The following is a 20,242-nucleotide window of genomic DNA, read 5'->3' as shown; positions in this document are numbered from 1 at the left end:
CATGACCGAACTCGACAATTCGTCGCGACCACTCATCGCGCAGTCCTGGCAGCGCGTGGAGATGAGCGGGCTGTACCCCGGAGCGTCCGTCGACGACGCGGCGATCGAGGACGTCGACCGCCGCAGCCGGCTCATGGTCGCCGCCGCGCCGGTGCTCGACGAGATGGCCGGTGAACTGGACGGAACCGGGTTCGCCGTCATCCTCGCCGACCGCAATGCACGACTGGTCGACCTCCGCTACGGCGAGCGGCATCTGCAGCCGAAGCTGGAGAGGGTCGGCACCGTGGAGGGCCGCCGATTCCTCGAGGAGACCACGGGCACGAACTCCATCGCCACGGCGTTCGAGTTGCGCCGGGGCCTGGCGGTCCGCGGCGAGGAACACTACATCGAGGCGCTGAAGAAGTTCAGCTGCTACGGCCAGCCCGTCGTCAACCCGGTGACCCGGCGGATCGAGGGTGTTCTCGACATCACCTGTTTGAGCGAGGACGACAGCCCCCTGTTGGCGCCGTTCGTGATTCGGTCGGCACGTCAGATCGGGGAGAGGCTGCTCGAGGAGTCGCGTCAGGCGGAGCAGCGGATTTTCCGCAGCTTCCAGGACGCGACGGCCCGTGCCCGCACCCGTCCGGTGATCGCCATCGGCGACGACATCCTGCTCGCGAACACCGCGGCGGTGCAGATCCTCGAACCGGCGGATCATGCGCTGCTACGCGCTTTGGCGGTCGAGGCACCGATGGATCGTGAGTCGACCCGCGACATCCGCCTGTCGACGGGACAGTGCCTGTCGGCGTCGGTGCTCCGGATCCCCGGCAGCGGCGCCGCCCTGTTCAGCTTCCACGAGGAACTCACCAGGCGAGCGATGGTGCTGCCGCCCGGTCCCGCCGCGGCGACCGGTTCCGTCCTCGTCACCGGCGAGCCGGGCACCGGCCGCACGACGGCGGCCCGCGCCGCGGCCGGCGAGCCGAGCACCTGGTTCGACGCCGCCGAGGTCGTCGACATGGGCGAGCGGACGTGGGCGGAACAGATACGGCGCAAGCTCGCCGAACCGGGCTGTGTCGTGATCGAAGCGGTGGATCTTCTCCCCGCCGCCCTGGCCCGTCGCACAGCCGACGACCTCCGCACGGCGCGCGCCCGGGTCATCGTGACCAGTGCACCGGTCGAGGATCTGCGACCAGAGCACGCGACGCTGATCTCGCATTGCACCGAGCGAATCGAACTCGCGGCGCTGCGGCACCGTCGCCCCGACATCCCGGCGTTGGTGAACGAGATGCTCGACGACCTCGGCGCGGCCTCCCAGGTGCGGTTCACACCGGCCGCACTCGAAGCGCTCGCCGGTCAGCAATGGCCCGGAAACCTCCGCGAACTGCACACCGCGGTGAAGACTGCGAGCGACACCCGCAGCGCGGGCGACATCACCGTCGGCGACCTCCCCGAGCAGTGGCGCGGCCGGATGACCCGACAGCTGACCGCACTCGAGCAGGCCGAGCGCGACACCATCGTCAAGGCGCTCAAAGACTCCGGCGGAAACAAGAAGGCCGCCGCCCAGCAGCTGGAAATCAGCCGCACCACCCTCTACCGCGCCATCCGAACCTACGGAATCGCAGTGGCACCAACCCCTTGACGGTCTCGAGCATCTGCCCCGACTCGATCGGGCAGGTGTGGCCGCAAACGAATCGTTCACACCTGCGTGGTGCATCTCCTTTTTCTGCCTCCGCGTGGGCCGCGTGGTCTCCTGACATTGCACGGTGCACCAAGAGGTGACGTTCTCGAGCGCTCCACGACACGGGTTGCGCTGACAGCGGTAGTAGCCGCGTCGCCGACCATCGCGTGATCGCTGCTCGGAACACCTGAATCCCCGTGGCGATGCTACGCCCGTGTTACGCGTATCGGGCGTCCGTGAGGGGTACGTAACAGTGCATTATTCCAGCGGCAACCAATGCGAAATGGGCAGTGCGTGTACTGGTTTCAGGCAAAGGGACGGGAATTCACCCGTAGCCGAGCCCATTCGACAGCCACCATGCCGAGGAGCAGCACGTGTCCGATATCGACCAGACGATCGCAGCCAACATCGAGAAGTCCCTCGCCGAGATCCCGCATCCGTCGCTGCCCAAGGGCAGCAACATCTACGGTTCGACGAAGATCTTCCCAGACTACAAGGCGGAAGACGGCGAGAGCTACTTCACCCTCGTTCACGGCATCGCCCACGAATCGTCGGTGAGCTTCGTCGCCGTGCTGCAGGCGACCCGCGCACTGCGCAAGGGTTTCGAATCCGCCATCTACTTCTACGGCACCGGTGCGATGAACGCCGTCGCCACTCGCGGATTCCCCACCACCGGAGACAATGGTTTCCCGGGGGAGCAGAACATCAACGATGCATTGGCGACCTTCATCAAGGAGGGCGGCAAGGTCTTCGTGTGCCGCTTCGGGCTCGCCCTGCACGGGCATCGCGAGGAAGACCTCATCGAGGGCGCGATTCCGGCGCATCCCCTCGACGTGCAGGACGCGATCATCCACTACGCACGCAAGGGCGCCATCATCAACTCCACCTACATGGTCTGAGGTGTAACCACATGAGTGGCCTGTCAACTCGAGTCGACCTTGCCGTCCGCGGAATCCGCGGCCTCGACGCACCGGTCTCCCGGCGGTCCGGGGCCGGACCCAGCGACGACGGACACGTCCTCATCGGCGGTATCGGCGGCGCCATCCCCGTCCGGTCCGACAGCCCGTACGAGGTGAGCGGCAATCGGCTGCTGATGAACGGGACCGACATGGGCGTCGAGATCGAGTCCGTCGAACGCCCCCGGTTCTACGACCTGCACACCGACGACGGGATCTCGTACGAGAAGATCGCCCGGCTGCACGGCTCGAACGTATTGGCCACCACCGTAGTCCAGACCTGCATCCGCTACGACGCCGATCAGCGCTGTCGATTCTGCTCCATCGAGGCGTCACTGGACGCCGGGTCCACCATCGCGGTGAAGCGGCCGGAGCAACTCGCCGAGGTCGCCGAGGCGGCCGTCCGACTCGACGGCGTCAGCCAGATGATCATGACCACCGGGACGTCGGCAGCGAAGGATCGCGGGGCGCGGCACCTGGCCCGCTGCGTGGCGGCCGTGAAGGCCGTCGTCCCGGACCTGTCGATCCAGGTCCAGTGCGAACCGCCCGGCGACCTGGCCACGATCACGGACCTCTACGAGGCCGGTGCCGCGTCCATCGGTATCCACGTCGAATCGCTCGACGACGACGTCCGGCGGCGGTGGATGCCGGGCAAATCGACGGTGTCGCTCGACGAGTACCGGGCGGCGTGGCGCGAGGCGGTCCGCGTCTTCGGCCGCAACCAGGTCTCCACCTATCTTCTCGTCGGACTCGGTGAGAACCCCGACGAACTGGTGGCCGGCGCAGCGGAACTGATCGAGATGGGGGTCTACCCGTTCGTCGTCCCGTTCCGTCCCCTCGCGGGAACTCTCGCAGTGGACGAGGACGGTGCGCAGGCGCCGACGGCAGCGACGCTCGAGGACATCACATCGCGGGTGGCGAAGGAACTGCAGGCGGCCGGGATGCGCGGATCGGACCAGAAGGCCGGTTGCGCCGCGTGCGGTGCGTGCAGCGTGTTGCAGAACGCGGGAGGCTGACATGCTGGATCTGAGTTCGCTGTACGGGCTCGATACCGCCGAGCCTGCAAACCTCGAGGTTCTGACCGGGCCGGCGCCGATACCGACCCGCCCGCCATTCCTTGTCCAGGTAGCCGATACCGGCGCGGCGCGCGCCACCTATCACGGTCTACGCCGAGAGACGTTCGTGGCAGAACAACGGCTGTTCGCGGGTCACGACAGGGACGACGTGGACGACGATCCGCGCACCGTCGTCCTGGTCGCGACAGGCGACGACGGGACTGTGCTCGGCGGAGTACGCCTGGCCCCGGTCGGCTACGGTCACGACATCGGCTGGTGGACGGGCAGCCGGCTTGTGGTCGACCGCCGCGCCCGCGCCGGATTCGGAATCGGGAAGGCCCTCGTCCGCGCGGCGTGCGCCTACGCCGAAACCCACGGCGTGCTGCGCTTCGACGCCACCGTGCAGGCCCGGCACGAACCGATGTTCATCCGGCTCGGCTGGGAACGGATCGCCGAGGTCACCGCAGCCGGCCAACCCCACGTCTCGATGCGCTGGCCGATCGACCGGATCGAGCGCCTGGCCCAGGCGACGAAGTCCGTTCTGGCCGAGGCCCTGTCACCGCTCGACGGCACCCCGTTCGCCCTCGGGGGTGCGGGTTTCCGCGGCGACGACGGCGCACCCGTGCCGGGGACCGACATGATCGCGGCCTGTGATGCGATCGTGCCGTCCATGGTCGAGCGCGACCCGGAATGGGCGGGGTGGTGCGCGGCCCTGGTGAACCTCAACGACCTGTCCGCGATGGGTGCGGAACCGGTCGGCCTCCTCGACGCGGTCGGTGCGCCCAACCGGTCGATCCTGACCCGCGTCATCCGGGGGCTGAGCCGGGCGAGCGCGCAGTGGGGCGTCCCCGTGCTGGGTGGGCACACCCAGCTGGGCGTTCCGGCGGCACTCTCGGTGACCGCCCTCGGACGCACGGCCGACCCCGTGCCCGCGGGTGGCGGCCGCGCGGGCGACGAACTGCGTCTCACCGCGGACATCTCCGGCGCCTGGCGCCCCGGTTATGCATCTCGGCAATGGGATTCGAGCTCGCACCGCACGCCCGGTGAGCTGGTCGAACTCGGCTCCTACGTGCGGCGGGCACGACCTGCCGCCGCCAAGGACGTCAGCATGGCCGGCCTCGCCGGAACCACCGGCATGCTGGCCGAGGCCGGCGGAGTGGGGGCCGTGCTCGACGTCGCGGCGATCCCGAAACCATCCGGCGTCACCATGGGCGACTGGATGACGTGCTTCCCGGGGTTCGCGATGATTACTGCGGACCGGCCGGGACGCTCACACACGACACCGACCGGACCTGCCACGTCGGCAGTGTGCGGCGAATTGACGACGAACCCGGGGGTCGGCCTGCGCTGGCCCGACGGCGTGATCACACGTGCGGTGCACTCCACCGTCACGGGATTGGGAACAGCATGAGCGAGATCGGAATTTCCGTCGCGGCAGCAGAGTTCGGACGCGACATGGAACAGGCCTACCGCACGATCGGGGCGCTGATCGAGCAGGCACGTGCCCGCGGCAGTGCGTTGCTCGTCCTCCCGGAGGCGTGCCTCGGCGGTTACCTGCCGAGCCTGGGCGGCGGCGACGAATCCGAGGAGGACCGCGAGCGACGCCTCCGGAAGCTGCCGCCGGCGCTCGAACTGGACGGGCCGGAACTGCGCCGCGTGGTCGACATGGCCGGTGACCTCGTGATCACCCTGGGATTCTGCGAGGCGGACGGGTCCACCCGTTACAACGCGGCAGTGACACTGCACGGCGACGGCATCCTCGGCTCCTACCGCAAGGTGCATCAGCCGCTGGGCGAAAACCTCTGCTACGCAGCCGGTGACACCTACTCCGCGTTCGACACCCCGGTCGGGAGGATGGGCATGCAGATCTGCTACGACAAGGCGTTCCCCGAGGCGGCCCGGACCCTCGCGCTCGACGGTGCCGAGATCATCACCTCGCTGTCCGCGTGGCCGACCGCCCGCACCGCGCCGGCCGAGAGCATGGCGAACGACCGGTGGAAGCAGCGGATGGATATCTACGACCGTGCCCGGGCCACCGAGAACCAGGTGGTGTGGGTGGCGTCCAACCAGGCGGGCACCTTCGGATCGCTCCGGTTCGTCTGCAGCGCGAAGATCGTCGGTCCCGGTGGAGAGGTGCTCGCCGACACCGGGATTCAGCCCGGACTGGCCTCCGCGACGATCGACGTGCAAGCCGAGCTGTCGGCCATCCGCAGCGGGGGCATGTACAACCTCCGGGACCGCCGCCCCGAGGTCTACGGCGACGTCGTCGCGTCGAACAACGTCACGGGCACACTGCTCACCCCCGAGCAGCGGCCCTCCCACCTACGGAAGGAACCCGCTCATGCCTGAGATGACCTTCACCGTCCAGTGGCCGGACGGACGTGAGCAGTCCTGCTATTCCCCATCCCTCGTCATGCACGATCACCTGGCGGTGGGTGAACAGTACAGCGTCGCAGACTTTCTCGACCGCAGTCGCATCGCCCTCACCGAGGCGAGCGAGCGGGTGAAGGCGAAGTTCGGAATGTACTGCACGTCCGCCGCCGAACAACTCCACGAACTGGAGAAGGCCGCATTCGCCCACTCGCCCACGTCCATGGTCCGGGTGGTCGGTATGACCCCGGACGCCGCTGCAGGAGGAACACGATGACGACACATCACGACGTGGTGGTGATCGGCGGCGGTCAGGCCGGACTGTCGATCAGCTGGCATCTCGTCCAGCGCGGAATCGACCACGTGGTCCTCGAGCGGGACTCGATCGCCCACGAATGGCGCGACAGCCGATGGGACAACTTCACCCTGGTGACTCCCAACTGGCAATGCAACCTCCCCGGATACCGGTACGCGGGGGACGACCCGGACGGGTTCATGACCCGCGAGCAGACGTACGCGTTCGTCCGCGGCTACGCCGACACCTTCCCGGCACCAGTCCGCGAAGGGGTGTCCGTCACCTCCCTCCACCAGTCCGCCGGCGGTGGCTTCGACGTCGACACCACCGCGGGCCCCCTCCACGCCGGACAGGTGGTGGTCGCGACCGGCGGCTACCACATCCCGGTGATCCCACGGTTCGCCGAACGCCTGCCCGCCACGATCGAGCAGATCCACTCGTCGCAGTACATGTCGGCGGAGGCGCTGCCCCCGGGGGAGGTGCTGGTGGTCGGGAACGGGCAGTCCGGGGCGCAGATCGCCGAGGACCTCATGCTGTCCGGCCGCACCGTCCACCTCGTGACGGGTGGGGCGCCGCGCGTGTCCCGCTTCTACCGTGGCCGCGACTGCGTGGCGTGGCTGCACGACATGGGGACCTACGACGTCTCGATCGCCGATCACCCCGGGGGCCTGGCCAAACGTGAGAACACGAATCATTACGTCACCGGACGCGACGGCGGGCGGGACATCGACCTGCGCGCATTCGCCCTGCAGGGCATGAAGTTGTACGGGCGCCTCCTCGAGGTGGTCGACGGCACGCTGCAGTTCGCGCCGACGCTGGAGTCGTCGCTCGACGCCGCGGACGCGGTGGCCGAGAGCATCAAGAACTCCATCGACGCCTACATAGCCCGAGAGGGGATCGACGCCCCCGACGAGGACCGGTACCTCCCGGTGTGGCGACCGGAGCGTGAGACGACCTCGCTCGACCTGGAAACGTCCGGGATCCGGTCGGTGGTGTGGTCCATCGGCTTCCGCACCGACTACCGGTGGCTGCACGCGGGGGTATTCGACGGCGAGGGGCACCCGTGCCACAACCGCGGAGTCACCGCCGTGCCGGGGTTGTTCTTCCTCGGCCTGCCGTGGCAGCACACGTGGGGTTCCGGTCGGTTCGCCGGAGTCGCCCGCGACGCCGAGTACCTGGCGAGCCGGATCGAGGCCGACGCGACTGTGCGGTCGCCCGCGTCGTCACTAGCCTGAGCACATGGGAACGACGAGACTGGCCGCACTCGCCGGCCACTTCGGCCGCGACGTCGACCGCGCGCTGCTGAAGCTCGAGGCGCTCATCGAGAAGGCGGCGGACGACGAGATCGACCTCCTCGTTCTGCCCGACGCCTGTCTCGGCGGGTACATTTCGGATCTCCGCAGCCCGGACATCGACGAGCTTCCACCTGCCCTCGAGGCAGACGGACCCGAGTTGAAAGCCGTGGCACGGATGGCCGGTGCCATGACCGTGTGCATCGGCTACACCGAACTGGCCGACGGTGTCCGCTACAACACCGCGGCCTGCGTCACCGGTGACGGGATCCTCGGCAGCCACCGCAAGGTGCATCAGCCCGCCGGGGAGTCACTGGCCTACGCGGCGGGCGACGCGTTCACGGCGTTCGACACCCCGGTCGGCCGGATGGGCATGCTCATCGACTACGACAAGACGTTCCCCGAGGCCGCCCGGACCCTCGCGCTGGGCGGCGCCCGGATCATCTCCGCCCTCTCCGCCTGGCCGGCGAGCGTCACCGACCGCGCCGAACGGCTCGCACATGACCGCCAGTCGCGCCTGTTCGACCTGTACGACTCCGCCCGCGCCGCCGAGAACCAGGTGGTGCTGGTCTCGTCGAACCAGACGGGCATCCAGGGTGGGTTGCGCTTCCTGGGGCAGGCAAAGGTGGTGGGCCCGGGCGGGGACGTGCTCGCCCGCACCGGCGTGAAGGGCGGTCTCGCTGTCGCCGAACTCGACGTGGACCACGAGGTCGACCGTGCGCGGAAGGTGTTGCGGCACCTCGAGGAACGCCGCGTGGACACGTACCGACATCTACTGGAGAACGGATACTCCTGACGTGCGCATCGCCTTGCTGACGTATTCGACCAAGCCGCGCGGCGGTGTCGTCCACACCCTCGCCCTGGCCGAGGCGCTGGCCCGGCAGGGCGCCGACGTCACCGTGTGGTCCCTGGGCAGGGGCGGAGACGACGCGTTCTTCCGAAAGGTCGATCCCGCGGTGACGGTGCGTATCGTGCCGTTCGCGGCCCGGGACGGTGAGGACGTGGGAGACCGGATCCTTCGCTCGATCACCGTTCTGGGCGACGCGTTCCGTCACGGCGACTACGACATCGTCCACGCCCAGGACTGCATCAGCGCCAACGCCGTCGGCACCTGCATCCGCACCATCCACCATCTCGATCAGTTCACGACGCCTGCCCTCGCGGCCTGCCACGAACGGGCCGTGGTCGAGCCGACCGCGCGGATCTGCGTATCCGCGGCGGTGGCCGCCGAAGTCCGCGACGGCTGGGGCCTCGAGCCCACCGTCATTCCCAACGGGGTCGACTCGGCGCGCTTCGAGCAGGCCGCGACCGATGTCGCTGCCCGCCGCAGGTGGGCCGAGGAACTCGGGGAATACGTGCTCGCGGTCGGCGGCATCGAACCACGAAAGGGCAGCCTCGACCTCGTCGAGGCCCACGCCCGGCTCGCGGTGCGCCGCCCCGATTTGAGGCTGGTCTTCGCCGGCGGCGAGACCCTGTTCGACTACCGTGACTATCGGGCGGAATTCGACCGGCGCTGCGACGAATTGGGGGTTCGGCCGCTGATACTGGGCACCGTCGCCGACGACGAACTACCCTCGCTCGTCGCACAGGCAACGGTCTTCGCGTTCCTGTCGACGAAAGAGGGCTTCGGTCTCGCTGCCATGGAAGCTCTCGCCGCGGGAGTGCCCGTCGTCGCCCGCGATCTGCCGGTGCTGCGCGAAGTCTTCGGCAACGCCGTGACGTTCGCGTCGACCCATACCGAGATGGCCGACGCACTCGGTGCCCCAACCGACGCGGAACGCAGGGAACGCGGACACGCGCTCGCCCGCGCACACAGCTGGGACGATGCGGCGTGCGCTCACCTCGACTTCTACGCCGAGCACGCTCGAGCCTCATAGCGTCGAATGCCCGTGACGAAATTCCGTGGGGCGTTGTGAACTTCGATGCGGTCGGTAAACACGCACGACCCCTTGCTCGCTGTGAAGCTTCTCGGGAACGCGGACGAAGGTGATGTCCGCTACACGAGAGGAGATTTTGGTGAAGACTCAGGCGGCGATTTTGTGGGAGCGCGGGGGACCGTGGTCAGTCGAAGAGATCGAGCTGGATCCGCCCAGGCACGGCGAGGTACTCGTCGAGATGGGTGGGAGCGGACTGTGCCACTCGGACGAGCACGTCCTGACCGGCGACCTGCCCTGGCCGATGCCGATGGTCGGCGGGCACGAGGGTGCCGGCACCGTCCTCGACGTCGGCCCCGGAGTCGAAGGGCTCACCCCGGGAGATCGGGTGATCTTCGGGTTCATCCCCGCGTGCGGGCGGTGCGCGGCGTGCTCGGCAGGCATGCAGAACCTGTGCGAACTCGGCCAGTACCTCGGCGACGGAACCCAGATCTCCGACCACACCGCCCGCCATCACGCCCGTGGACAGGACCTGGGCCTGATGTGCCTGCTGGGCACGTTCGCCCAGCACACCGTGGTGAGTGAAGCGAACTGCATCAAGATCGACGACGACATCGCGCTGGACAAGGCGTGCCTGCTCGGCTGCGGTGTGGTCACCGGCTGGGGCTCGGCGGTCTTCGCCGGCGGAGTGCAGCCCGGCGACACCTCCGTGGTCGTCGGTGTCGGCGGCATCGGCATCAACGCCGTCCAGGGCGCGGCACTGAGCGGATCGCAGTACGTCGTCGCCGTCGATCCGGTGGAATTCAAACGAGACAAGGCGCTCGAATTCGGCGCCACCCACGCGGTGGCCACCAGTGAGGAGGCGCAGGCCCTGGCTTCCGACCTCACGTACGGACGCGGAGCGAACGTGGTGGTCAACACGACCGGGGTCGGCGACGGCTCGCAAATCGGTGCGAGCCTGGCGATGACCGCGAAGCGCGGCACCGTGGTGGTGACCAACCTGCACCGCGCCACCGAGGAGACCGTGACGATGAGCGCGCTCGACCTCGTGCTGATGGAGAAGCGCGTCGTCGGGTCGTTGTTCGGCACCGCGAACCCCCGCCTGCACATCCCCAAGCTACTGGGCTTGTACCGCAGCGGCCACCTGAAGCTCGACGAACTGGCCACCCAGACCTACAAGCTCGACGACATCAACGCCGGGTATCAGGACATGCGCGACGGCCGTAATCTCCGCGGCGTCATCACGTTCTGATCATTCTCGACGACACTCGAAGACTCCGGCGGAACGATTCTCCCTCCTGACCACCGGACGATTGTCAACGCCCAAGAATGCGGCTGAGGACCTCACCGGCAGAGAGGAGATACTGGTCCTCGAAGAAGCGGCCCTCGAGGGAGAGCCCGACGGACAAACCTTCCCGAGTGGATCGACCGGGGATGGACAGCATCGGAACCCCGGCGACCGAGCCCGGCGCCGAGTTGCGCGTAACCGTCGGGAAGATCGGCTGCAACCGGCCGTTGACGTCGATGGTGTCATCCTGGCCGATGAGCGGCGGAAGAACATGCACAGTGGGAGAAATCAGCGCGTGTACACCGCTGGCCGAGAAGGCCTTCTCATACAGGCGCCGAAGCTGCCACCGACGTCGGCGCGCCTGCTCATATGCCGACGCGGTGACCCGGTTAGCTGCGATCGACTCGAAAATCTCTCGCACGTCCGGCGAGGCAATCTCACCGGTCAAATCCGCGATATCGCGGGCGCTCGTCTGCCCGTGGCCGTTGTTCACTCGCGCGGCAAGCAACCGTTCCGCTTCGTAGAACACCATTTCGATGCCGGGCCCGGCGGCCGGCGTCAGATCGCCGGGCATCGACAGCTCCACGATCTTCACGCCGCTCCTGCGCAGGTCGTCGAGCGCGAGATGCATTGCCTCGGCGACAGCGGACTCCATGTCGTCGAACCGGCCTGCAATGGTTCCCAGAACGAGATCGGATGGATCCAACACCGGGAGCTGCGGAGCGGTTCTCGTGATTACACGGTCGACGAGGCGCACATCCTCGACCGTCCGGGCGTGGATACCGATCGTGTCACGCGACGACGACAGGTTGACAACACCGTCGCCCGGGTAGCGGCCGGTGGTGGGACGGAATCCGACGATTCCACAGAAGGCCGACGGTATGGTGACCGACCCGCCGGTATCGGTGCCGAGGCTGAACGGCACCGTGCCCAATGCCACCGCTGCCGCGCTACCTCCGCTCGACCCGCCGGCCACGCGAGAGACATCGAGCGGGTTCCGGACCGGACCGTAAGTGGCGTTGTTGTTGGTGATCCCGAAGGCGAGTTCATGCAAGTTGGTCTTGCCGACAACCACGGCCCCGGCCTCACGCAACGCACTGACCACCGCTGCATCGACTTCGGGGATGTCGTGTGCGAGCAGTGGACTGCCACCCGTGGTCGGCAACCGGCGACATCGATGTTGTCCTTCACCGCAAACGGCACACCCACCAGCTCACCGTCCGTCTCGAGTGGAAGGGGCTCATCGATCACCGAAATATAGACGTTGTGAGAGCTTTTCGAGTTCTCCACGGCGCAGCGACAGTCGCCGAGAATTGCACGGCGCTTGTCCGGGTCGAATCCAAGCCAGTCGCTGAGCGTGAAAGTCATCGTGAATCCTTCAGGTGGTGAGGCAAATCGCTCAGGCAATCACGAAGACGTGACGCCTCACTGTGTCCAACGGGCCTCCCGCGGCGCATGCCACGTTATCGCCCTCGACGATCGAGAACCAATGAATGTTCGACATGCCCCTATCGACGGCGTCGATACCGCGTTACCCGTTCACGGACGCGATCAGGTGGTCTCGTAGTTCTCCACCGCACTCCCTCCGGACGCGAATATCTGCTTTATCGTCGACCAATCAGGCACGTTCTGTTGTACTGCAGAACCGTAATACCTACTTGGTTGCCCGGGTTGGGACACTGCGACGACCGCAAGGAGAACCACGATGAATCTGGCCGACTACGACGCCCTGAGCTTCGACTGCTACGGCACCCTGATCGACTGGGAAGCCGGCATCGCCGCTGTTCTCGCGCCCTGGGCGAAGGAAGCCGGGCTGGCGTCGACCGACGAGGAACTGCTCCTTGCGTACGCGGACAACGAGGCCAGGGCCGAACGCGACACCCCCGGCGCGCTGTACCCGGCGATCCTCGCCGACGCCTTCCGCCGCACGGGGAAGACGCTAGGCAGGGACGTCAGCGACGAATGGGCAGCCAGGCTCGGCGCATCGGTCCCCGACTGGCCGGCGTTCCCCGACTCCGCCGAAGCGCTTGCCTCCCTGGCGAAGGACTACAAGCTGATCATCCTGTCCAACGTCCACCGTGCGGGCTTCGCCGGCAGCAACGCACGTCTGGGAGTCGAGTTCGACAAGATCATCACCGCCGAGGACGTCCAGGCGTACAAACCCGCGCCGAACCACTTCGAAGCTCTCGACGGCGCACTGGAGGAACTCGCGGTTCCCCGTGAACGGCTGCTGCATGTGGCGCAGAGCCTCTTTCACGATCACGTGCCCGCCAAACGCCACGGTCTGCCCTCGGTGTGGATCAACCGCCGCCACGACCGCCCGGGCTGGGGAGCCACCCCCGAACCCTCCGACGAGTACGCCTACGCCCTCGAATTCCCCACCATGGCAGGGTTCGCTGCCGCCGCACGCGCCGCGAAGGAGGCCGGGCGGACCGAATGACTCCGCAGTCCGCGTCAGAGGACGATGTTAACCATCTTCCCGGGCACGACGATGACCTTGCGCGGATCCTTGCCGTCGAGCAGTGCGACGATCTTGTCGTCGGCGAGCGCGATCTTCTCGATCTCCTCACGCGGGGCGTCGGCGGCGACGGTCACGCGGCTGCGGACCTTGCCGTTGACCTGGATCGGGTACTCGACGGTGTCTTCGACGAGCCACTTCTCCTCGGCGACCGGGAACGGTCCGTGCGCCAGCGACTTCTCGTGGCCGAGCCGCGACCACAGTTCCTCCGCGAGGTGCGGGGCCAGCGGCGCGAGCATGAGCACCAGCGGTTCCACCGCAGAGCGGGGGGCACCGGCCGGGTACGCCTTGGTGAGGTGGTTGGTGTACTCGATCAGCTTGGCCGCGGCCGTGTTGTCGCGCAGTGCGGTGTAGTCCTCGCTCACACCGGCGATCGCCTTGTTCAGCGCGCGCAGCGTGTCCTCCGTCGGGGCGTCGTCGGTGACGCGCACGGCACCGGACTCCTCGTCGACCACCACACGCCAGGCGCGCTGCAGGAAGCGCTGCGCACCGACGACGTCCTTGGTCGCCCACGGGCGGGACGTGTCCAGCGGTCCCATCGACATCTCGTACACGCGGAGCGTGTCGGCGCCGTACTCCTCGCAGATGTCGTCCGGCGACACGGAGTTCTTGAGGCTCTTGCCCATCTTCCCGTACTCGCGGTTGACCTCGGCGCCCTGGTAGAAGAACTTGCCGTCCTTCTCCTCCACCTCGTCGGCGGGCACGTACACGCCGCGCGCGTCGGTGTATGCGTAGGCCTGGATGTAGCCCTGGTTGTACAGGCGGCGGTACGGCTCGCTCGAGCTGACGTACCCGAGGTCGAACAGCACCTTGTGCCAGAACCGCGAGTACAGCAGGTGCAGCACCGCGTGCTCGACACCGCCGACGTACAGGTCGACGCCGCCGGGATCGTTCGGCCCGTGGATCTCCGGCCGCGGACCCGTCCAGTACCGCTCGTTCTCCTTGTCGCAGAACACGTCCGGGTTGGTGGGGTCGATGTAGCGCAGCTGGTACCACGAGCTGCCCGCCCACTGCGGCATCACGTTGGTGTCGCGGCGGTACGTCTGCAGTCCGTCGCCGAGGTCGAGTTCGACGTTGACCCAGTCGACGGCCTTCGCCAGCGGGGGAGAGGGCTCCGAGGACGCGTCGTCGGGATCGAACGACACGGGCGCGTAGTCCTCGACCTCCGGGAGTTCCACGGGCAGAGCGGATTCCGGCAGGGCGTGCGCGTTGCCTTCGGCGTCGTACACGATCGGGAACGGCTCGCCCCAGTACCGCTGCCGCGCGAACAGCCAGTCGCGCAGCTTGTACTGGATGGTGCCCTGGCCGGTGCCGTCCGCCTCGAGCCGCTCGGTGATGGCCTTCTTCGCGTCGGCGACGGACATGCCGTTCAGGAAGTCGGAGTTCACGATCGTGCCGTCGCCGGTGTACGCGTCCTTGGAGAGGTCGCCGCCGGAGATCACCTCGACGATGTCGAGACCGAACTCGGTGGCGAACTCGTAGTCGCGGTGGTCGTGACCCGGGACGGCCATGATGGCGCCCGTGCCGTAGCCGGTGAGGACGTAGTCGGCGATGAACACCGGCAACTCGTGCCCGTTGACGGGGTTCACCGCGTACGTGCCGAGGAAGACGCCCGTCTTCTCCTTGTATTCCTGCCGCTCCAGGTCCGACTTGGCCGCGATCGACTTCCGGTACGCCGCAACCGCTTCGGCGGGCGTTGCCGCACCGCCGGTCCAGCGCGAATCCACACCCTCGGGCCACGCGGCCGCGACGATCTCGTCGACCAGTTCGTGCTCCGGCGCCAGCGTCACGTACGTCGCACCGAACAGCGTGTCGGGGCGGGTCGTGAACACCTCGACGTCGTGGGCAGTGGATCCACCCTCGCTCCGCTCGACCGTCACGGCGAACTTCACCTGCGCACCGTGCGAGCGCCCGATCCAGTTGCGCTGCATGGTCTTGACCTTCTCCGGCCAGTCCAGGTACTCCAGGTCGTCGACCAGGCGGTCGGAGTACGCGGTGATGCGCATCATCCACTGCTGCAGGTGCTTGCGGAACACGGGGAAGTTGCCGCGGTCGCTGCGGCCGTCGGCGGTGACCTCCTCGTTGGCCAGCACGGTGCCCAGACCGGGGCACCAATTGACCATCGAATCGGAGTGATACACGAGGCGGTAGGAGTCGAGGACGGCTTCCCTCTCGGTCACCGACAGCGACGCCCAGTCCCGTCCGTCCTCCAGGGCGCGCGCACCCGACGCGAACTCGGCCTCGAGCTCGGAGATGCGGCGGGCCTTGCCGGCCTCCTTGTCGAACCACGCGTCGTGGATCTGCAGGAAGATCCACTGCGTCCAGTGGTAGAAGTCCACGTCGGTGGTCGCGAACGTGCGGCGCTCGTCGTGGCCGAGCCCGAGGCGGCGCAGCTGCCGCTTCATGTTGCCGATGTTGGCCTCGGTGGTGGTCCGCGGGTGCGTGCCCGTCTGCACCGCGTACTGCTCGGCAGGCAGACCGAACGCGTCGTAGCCGAGGGTGTGCAGCACGTTGTGGCCCTGCATGCGGTGATAGCGGGCGAACACGTCGGTGGCGATGTAGCCGAGCGGGTGGCCCACGTGCAGACCCGTCCCCGACGGGTACGGGAACATGTCCTGCACGAACAACTTGTCCGCGGGCACGTCGCCGGCGAGGGGGCCGACCGGGTTGGGCGCGTCGAACGTGCCCTCCTCGCTCCACCGGTCCTGCCAGCGCTGCTCGATCTGGCCGGCGAGCTCCGCGGTGTAGCGGTGCTGCGGGGTCGCGTCGGACGGGTTGGCGGGCTGCACGTGCTCGGTCACTGTGGTCGCTATCTACTTGGCTGACATTCTGAATTAGGGGGATACCGACAACCAGGGTAGAGCCTCACCCCACCCGGGCTCACCTGCGCATCCGGGTCCGCCGTATCCTGGTCTCGTGTTGATTGCCTCCGTCGTGCTGTTCGTGCTCGCCGTCGCCGTCTCCGGTGTCGCCGTTGCAGGCCTCGCCGAGCGCCTCCCGCGCAACCGGTGGGCGGGTGTCCGCACCCCCGAGACGATGCGCGACGATCAGACGTTTGCGCTGGCCAACAAGGTCGCGGGGCCCACCCTGCTCGCCGCGGCCGGGCTCCTCGTCATCGGCGGAATCGCCGGAATCCTGATCGGCGGAGTCTTCGGAATCGGCGCCGTCCTCGTCAGCGTCGTGGCCGCCGCGCTCACCGCGGCGACGGGCGGATCGCTCGGTGCCCGTGCCGCCGCGTCGGTGCCCGCCGCCGACACCGGTGGATGCGGCAGTTCCTGCGGCGCGTGCTCCCTGAAGGGCGCCTGCCAGCCGTCCTGACCGGCAGGCGACGACCCGTCCGGTGAACTCCTCGCGCGTCGTCGACCCCGCAGGCGCAGTCTTCGGTCTGCTGCTCCCGGTGATCGCCGCGCTGTCCGGGGTGATCCTCACGAAGGTCTGGGAACCGCGGCTCCCGGCGCAGATCGCGACGCACTGGACCACCACCTCGCCGAACGGCTTCTCCACCCCGATGTCCAGCGCCTGGACTTTCGCCCTGGTGACGGTTCTATTCGGTGGCGGATGTGCCGCGATCGCCGCCCTCGCCCAGGCGATGCTGATGATGCGCCGCACGATGCTCGTCGTCGGACTGTCCGTGGTCGGCCTGATCCTCACGGTGCAGGTGGTGCTGCTCTACGTCCAACTCGACGTCACCGACCCCGCGGACACGGAACTCCCGCTGTGGTCGCTCGGCCTCGGTGTCGTGATCGGCGCTGTCGTCGGTCTGACCGGCGCCGCCCTGCTCCGTGACTACCGGCCCCGGGTTGCCGCGACCGACCCTCCCGACCCGCGGTTGCCGCGCGCCGACCACCCGTCGGCCGTCGCGGACACGGTCGGGTTCGGCACCCTCGGATCGCTGATACTGCTCCTGATTCTCGGGGTCGCGCCTGCGCTCGCGGTCTGCCTGCTCGTCAACGGATGGTGGCCCCTCGCGGTGTTCGTTCCGGTGGGCCTGCTGATCGTGAGCCTGCTCCGGTTCCGGGTGGTCGTCGACCGGGCCGGCATCCGGGTGGTGAACATGGGCATGACCGCGCTGCGGTACGGGATCGAGGAGATCGAGGGCGCCCGCGTCGACGTGATCAAGCCGTTCGACGACTTCGGCGGCTGGGGACTCAAGGTGAAGGGCAGGCGCAACTACGGCGTCGTGACGAGGACCGGCCCCGCCGTCATCGTCACGACCGCGTGCGGCGACCGCCTGACCGTCACCAGCGCACGGGCCGAGGAGATGGCCGGTGCACTCAACGCGTTCGCCGACGAGCACGCGCGTACCACTCCGATGTAGGCCTGAAAAAACAAGTACCAACCGGTCGTGACTTTTCTGTCGCGACGGACGATGCTGGGTTGAGCGAGCACTGCACCGGATACATGAGGTCGGGCGGGGACTCGGGACCAGTTGTGCGCGCACCCTTGTCCTGCCCTGCCACGAGGTCGAGTGACGGGACATCCCATGGCTTTACACACGTCGGCGCTGTCGGATGCAGCAGGGGAGCGATTTCCCCTGTCGGCCGCGCAGCGCGGAATATGGTTCGCCCAAAAGGTTTCGAAAAGCGTACCGATCAACATCGCACAGTTCGTCGAGATCGACGGCGAACTGGACGCCGATGTGTTCGCCGAGGCCGTGCAAGCCACAGCACGAGAACTTCACTCGCCCTACCTCAGACTGGTCGAGGTCGACGGCCGACCTATGCAGTTGGTGGACACCGGAGCCGGCTACGACGGGTCGGTCGTCGACTTCTGTTCCGAGCCCGACCCCGCTGCGGCCGCCCTGGAGTGGATGCGGGCCGACTACAGTGCACCCATCGATCTCGTCGAGGACGTCCTTGCGGATACGAAACTCCTTCGCCTCTCCCGAAATCACTACTACTGGTACTCGCGGATGCACCACATCGCAATCGACGGGTACGCCGGACTCGCTGCGACCGCCCGCGCGGCGGAACGGTACAACGCGATCATCGACGGACGCGAACCCGCACCGCTGTCGGCGCTCGGGCTGGAGGACATCTACGAGGGGGAACTCGCATACCGCAACAGCGAGCGATTCGCGTCGGACCGTGCGTATTGGCTGGACCACGCGAAAGGGCTTCCCGCTCCACTGAGTCTGACCGGGCGGACGGCGTCCGCCGCACCCTACGACCTGGTGGCGGCCTGTGTGCTGCCGGTCCACCTTGCCTCACAACTCGACTCCGCCGCTGACGCCTACCGCGTCAGCACAGCCCAGATCGTGGTCGCCGCGCTGGGGAGCTTCCTCGCCAGGATGACGAACTCCGGAGAGACGGTGCTGAGCCTTCCGGTCACCGCTCGCACGACCGCCGCCCTGAAGCGTTCCGCCGGCATGGTTGCCAATGTGCTGCCCATCCGGCTCGCAGCGGGACCGGCCACCACGATCGGTGAACTCGTGGACCTCGCACGTCGTGAGTTGACGGGCGCGCTGCGCCACCAGCGTTATCGGTACGAGGACATCCGGCGGGATACCGGGTTGGGCGGGGACACGTCGTCGACCTTCGGGCCCGTCGTCAACATGATGTTCTTCGACTCGGAGATCCGGCTCGGTGACGCCGTGGGGCGCTACCACATTCTCCGGTCGGGGCTTCTCGCGGATCTGCAGGTCAATCTGGTTCGAAGTGGCAGCAATTCGCCGCTGACCATCGAATTTCACGGGAATCCCCACCTCTTCTCGCAGCGCGATCTGGCGCACCATCATCGCCGGTTTCTGGCCTACCTCGAACGGTTCGTCACCGCCGCACCCCACAGCCCGGTGGGCGAGATCGACCTCCTCGACGACGCGGACCGTGCGCTGGTTCCCGGTCGCGGTCCGCACGCGGAGCCACCGGTGCTTCTTCCGGACCTGCTGTCCACCGCAGCGGCGATCGAGCCCGGGGCAACTGCTCTGGTCTTCGGGAAATCGGACATGTCGTATCGGGAACTCGACGAACGCTCGAACCGGCTGGCGCGGCACCTGATCGGGCTCGGAGTGGGACCCGAGTCGCGGGTCGCCCTCGCACTCGGCCGCTCGATCGACCTGTGGGTCGCGGTGTGGGCGGTAGCGAAATCGGGCGCCGCCTTCGTTCCTCTCGACTCGGGTGCACCCCCCGAACGGATGGCCCACATCCTCGACGACATCGGGGCCGAGGTCGGCCTCACCGAACGCGATGTGCATCAATCGCTTCCGCAACACGTGAACTGGCTGTGCCTCGGCGACCCCGCACTCGAATCGGAGACCGCCCCGCTGTCGCTCACACCGATTCTCGACCTCGAGCGGGTCGCTCCACTGAGGATCGACAACCCCGCGTACGTCATCTACACATCCGGGTCGACCGGCACGCCGAAGGGCGTCGTCGTCAGCCATCAAGGACTGGCGAACCTCGCCACCGAGGAACGGGAGCGCTACGCCGTCACGCCCGCCGCACGGGTACTTCAAGTGGCATCCCCGACGTTCGATGCTTCTGTACTCGAACTGCTACTCGCCCATGCGTCCGGGGCGGCGCTCGTCGTCTCACCGCCACTGGTATTCGCCGCCGATCAACTCACCGATCTCCTTCGCGAGCAGCGGATCACACATGCCTTCGTCACGCCCGGTGTGCTGAAGTCGATGGACCCTACTTCCCTCGACGACCTGCGCGTCCTGATCACCGGAGGCGACCGGTGCCCGCCCGAGCTGATCGAGGGGTGGTCCGCCGGCCGAACGTTCCACAATGGTTACGGTCCCACCGAGGCAACTGTTCTGGCAACGGCAGCGACGCTCGACAGCAACCATGCGGTCACCATCGGGGGTCCGAGCCGGGGCATGGACGCCGTCATACTCGACACCCGACTCCACCCCGTCCCCATCGGCGTCGAAGGCGAACTCTACCTCGCCGGAATACAACTCGCCCGCGGATACCACAACCGCACCCCACTGACC

The 20,242-nt window shown here is 67.6% G+C and carries 16 protein-coding genes; 14 read left to right on the top strand and 2 right to left on the bottom strand.

The window, feature by feature from the left end; all coding sequences use genetic code 11:
* The first annotated feature begins 1 nt into the window (after window position 1).
* The 10 genes from CA951_RS20515 to CA951_RS20470 all read left to right on the top strand — a co-directional run bounded on the left by CA951_RS20515 (window position 2) and on the right by CA951_RS20470 (window position 10,751).
* A complete protein-coding gene (locus CA951_RS20515) occupies window positions 2-1,618 on the top strand; it encodes a sigma-54-dependent Fis family transcriptional regulator (RefSeq protein ID WP_087558574.1) in 1,617 nt (538 codons plus the stop codon).
* Window positions 1,619-2,031: 413 nt separating this feature from the next.
* Entirely contained in the window at window positions 2,032-2,556 is a 525-nt protein-coding gene (locus CA951_RS20510) for an MSMEG_0572/Sll0783 family nitrogen starvation response protein (protein WP_087558573.1), read from the top strand.
* A gap of 11 nt (window positions 2,557-2,567) precedes the next feature.
* Window positions 2,568-3,629, top strand: a complete 1,062-nt coding sequence (locus CA951_RS20505; protein ID WP_087558572.1) for an MSMEG_0568 family radical SAM protein — start codon at window positions 2,568-2,570, stop codon at window positions 3,627-3,629.
* Window positions 3,630-3,648: 19 nt separating this feature from the next.
* Window positions 3,649-5,079: an MSMEG_0567/sll0787 family protein gene (locus tag CA951_RS20500; protein ID WP_087558737.1), complete on the top strand. Its 1,431-nt coding sequence runs from the start codon at window positions 3,649-3,651 to the stop codon at window positions 5,077-5,079.
* The gene (locus CA951_RS20495) at window positions 5,076-6,017 is read left to right on the top strand and encodes a carbon-nitrogen hydrolase family protein (RefSeq protein WP_087558571.1); all 942 of its coding nucleotides are present in this window, start codon (window positions 5,076-5,078) and stop codon (window positions 6,015-6,017) included. Before CA951_RS20500 ends, CA951_RS20495 begins: the two co-directional genes overlap by 4 nt.
* On the top strand, window positions 6,010-6,315 hold the full coding sequence (locus CA951_RS20490; protein WP_087558570.1) for an MSMEG_0570 family nitrogen starvation response protein: 306 nt from the start codon (window positions 6,010-6,012) through the stop codon (window positions 6,313-6,315). Before CA951_RS20495 ends, CA951_RS20490 begins: the two co-directional genes overlap by 8 nt.
* Window positions 6,312-7,568, top strand: a complete 1,257-nt coding sequence (locus tag CA951_RS20485; protein ID WP_087558569.1) for an MSMEG_0569 family flavin-dependent oxidoreductase — start codon at window positions 6,312-6,314, stop codon at window positions 7,566-7,568. The genes CA951_RS20490 and CA951_RS20485 overlap by 4 nt, the downstream gene beginning before the upstream one ends.
* Window positions 7,569-7,572: 4 nt before the next feature.
* Window positions 7,573-8,421: a carbon-nitrogen hydrolase family protein gene (locus CA951_RS20480; protein ID WP_087558568.1), complete on the top strand. Its 849-nt coding sequence runs from the start codon at window positions 7,573-7,575 to the stop codon at window positions 8,419-8,421.
* 1 nt (window position 8,422) lies between these two features.
* Window positions 8,423-9,502 carry an MSMEG_0565 family glycosyltransferase gene (locus CA951_RS20475; RefSeq protein WP_087558567.1) on the top strand — a complete coding sequence of 360 codons (1,080 nt, stop codon included), beginning with the start codon at window positions 8,423-8,425 and terminating at the stop codon, window positions 9,500-9,502.
* A 139-nt stretch (window positions 9,503-9,641) separates the two neighbouring features.
* Window positions 9,642-10,751 (top strand): NDMA-dependent alcohol dehydrogenase, encoded by a 1,110-nt coding sequence (locus tag CA951_RS20470; protein ID WP_087558566.1) that lies wholly within the window; start codon window positions 9,642-9,644, stop codon window positions 10,749-10,751.
* 64 nt (window positions 10,752-10,815) lie between these two features.
* On the opposite strand, the gene CA951_RS20465 is transcribed toward CA951_RS20470, so the two are convergent.
* The gene (locus tag CA951_RS20465) at window positions 10,816-11,952 is read right to left on the bottom strand and encodes an amidase family protein (RefSeq protein WP_256974007.1); all 1,137 of its coding nucleotides are present in this window, start codon (window positions 11,950-11,952) and stop codon (window positions 10,816-10,818) included.
* A gap of 540 nt (window positions 11,953-12,492) precedes the next feature.
* Between CA951_RS20465 and CA951_RS20460 the strand changes: the two genes are divergently transcribed.
* The gene (locus CA951_RS20460) at window positions 12,493-13,227 is read left to right on the top strand and encodes a haloacid dehalogenase type II (protein WP_087558565.1); all 735 of its coding nucleotides are present in this window, start codon (window positions 12,493-12,495) and stop codon (window positions 13,225-13,227) included.
* 14 nt (window positions 13,228-13,241) lie between these two features.
* On the opposite strand, the gene leuS is transcribed toward CA951_RS20460, so the two are convergent.
* Window positions 13,242-16,106 (bottom strand): leucine--tRNA ligase, encoded by a 2,865-nt coding sequence (gene leuS / locus CA951_RS20455; protein ID WP_087558564.1) that lies wholly within the window; start codon window positions 16,104-16,106, stop codon window positions 13,242-13,244.
* 115 nt (window positions 16,107-16,221) lie between these two features.
* Between leuS and CA951_RS20450 the strand changes: the two genes are divergently transcribed.
* The 3 genes from CA951_RS20450 to CA951_RS20440 form a co-directional block, all read left to right on the top strand.
* Complete coding sequence (locus CA951_RS20450) at window positions 16,222-16,623, top strand: SdpI family protein (protein WP_072942681.1); 402 nt, start codon at window positions 16,222-16,224, stop codon at window positions 16,621-16,623.
* A 22-nt stretch (window positions 16,624-16,645) separates the two neighbouring features.
* Window positions 16,646-17,623 carry a DUF1648 domain-containing protein gene (locus tag CA951_RS20445; RefSeq protein WP_087558563.1) on the top strand — a complete coding sequence of 326 codons (978 nt, stop codon included), beginning with the start codon at window positions 16,646-16,648 and terminating at the stop codon, window positions 17,621-17,623.
* A 165-nt stretch (window positions 17,624-17,788) separates the two neighbouring features.
* A partial coding sequence (locus CA951_RS20440) for an AMP-binding protein (RefSeq protein ID WP_143543074.1) occupies window positions 17,789-20,242 on the top strand: 2,454 nt, incomplete at its 3' end.

This window comes from Rhodococcus sp. NCIMB 12038 (assembly GCF_002165735.1).
In the GTDB taxonomy this organism is placed as follows: domain Bacteria; phylum Actinomycetota; class Actinomycetes; order Mycobacteriales; family Mycobacteriaceae; genus Rhodococcus_F.
The sequence above is the reverse complement of the archived record's forward strand: the minus strand, read 5'-3'. Positions and strand labels throughout refer to the sequence as shown.

Excerpts from the sequence above, each read along its gene's own strand:
- CA951_RS20515 (WP_087558574.1), top strand. The coding sequence starts at position 2 with ATGACCGAACTCGACAATTCGTCGCGACCACTCATCGCGCAGTCCTGG.
- CA951_RS20505 (WP_087558572.1), top strand. The coding sequence starts at position 2,568 with ATGAGTGGCCTGTCAACTCGAGTCGACCTTGCCGTCCGCGGAATCCGC.
- CA951_RS20495 (WP_087558571.1), top strand. The coding sequence starts at position 5,076 with ATGAGCGAGATCGGAATTTCCGTCGCGGCAGCAGAGTTCGGACGCGAC.
- CA951_RS20490 (WP_087558570.1), top strand. The coding sequence starts at position 6,010 with ATGCCTGAGATGACCTTCACCGTCCAGTGGCCGGACGGACGTGAGCAG.
- CA951_RS20485 (WP_087558569.1), top strand. The coding sequence starts at position 6,312 with ATGACGACACATCACGACGTGGTGGTGATCGGCGGCGGTCAGGCCGGA.
- CA951_RS20480 (WP_087558568.1), top strand. The coding sequence starts at position 7,573 with ATGGGAACGACGAGACTGGCCGCACTCGCCGGCCACTTCGGCCGCGAC.
- CA951_RS20460 (WP_087558565.1), top strand. The coding sequence starts at position 12,493 with ATGAATCTGGCCGACTACGACGCCCTGAGCTTCGACTGCTACGGCACC.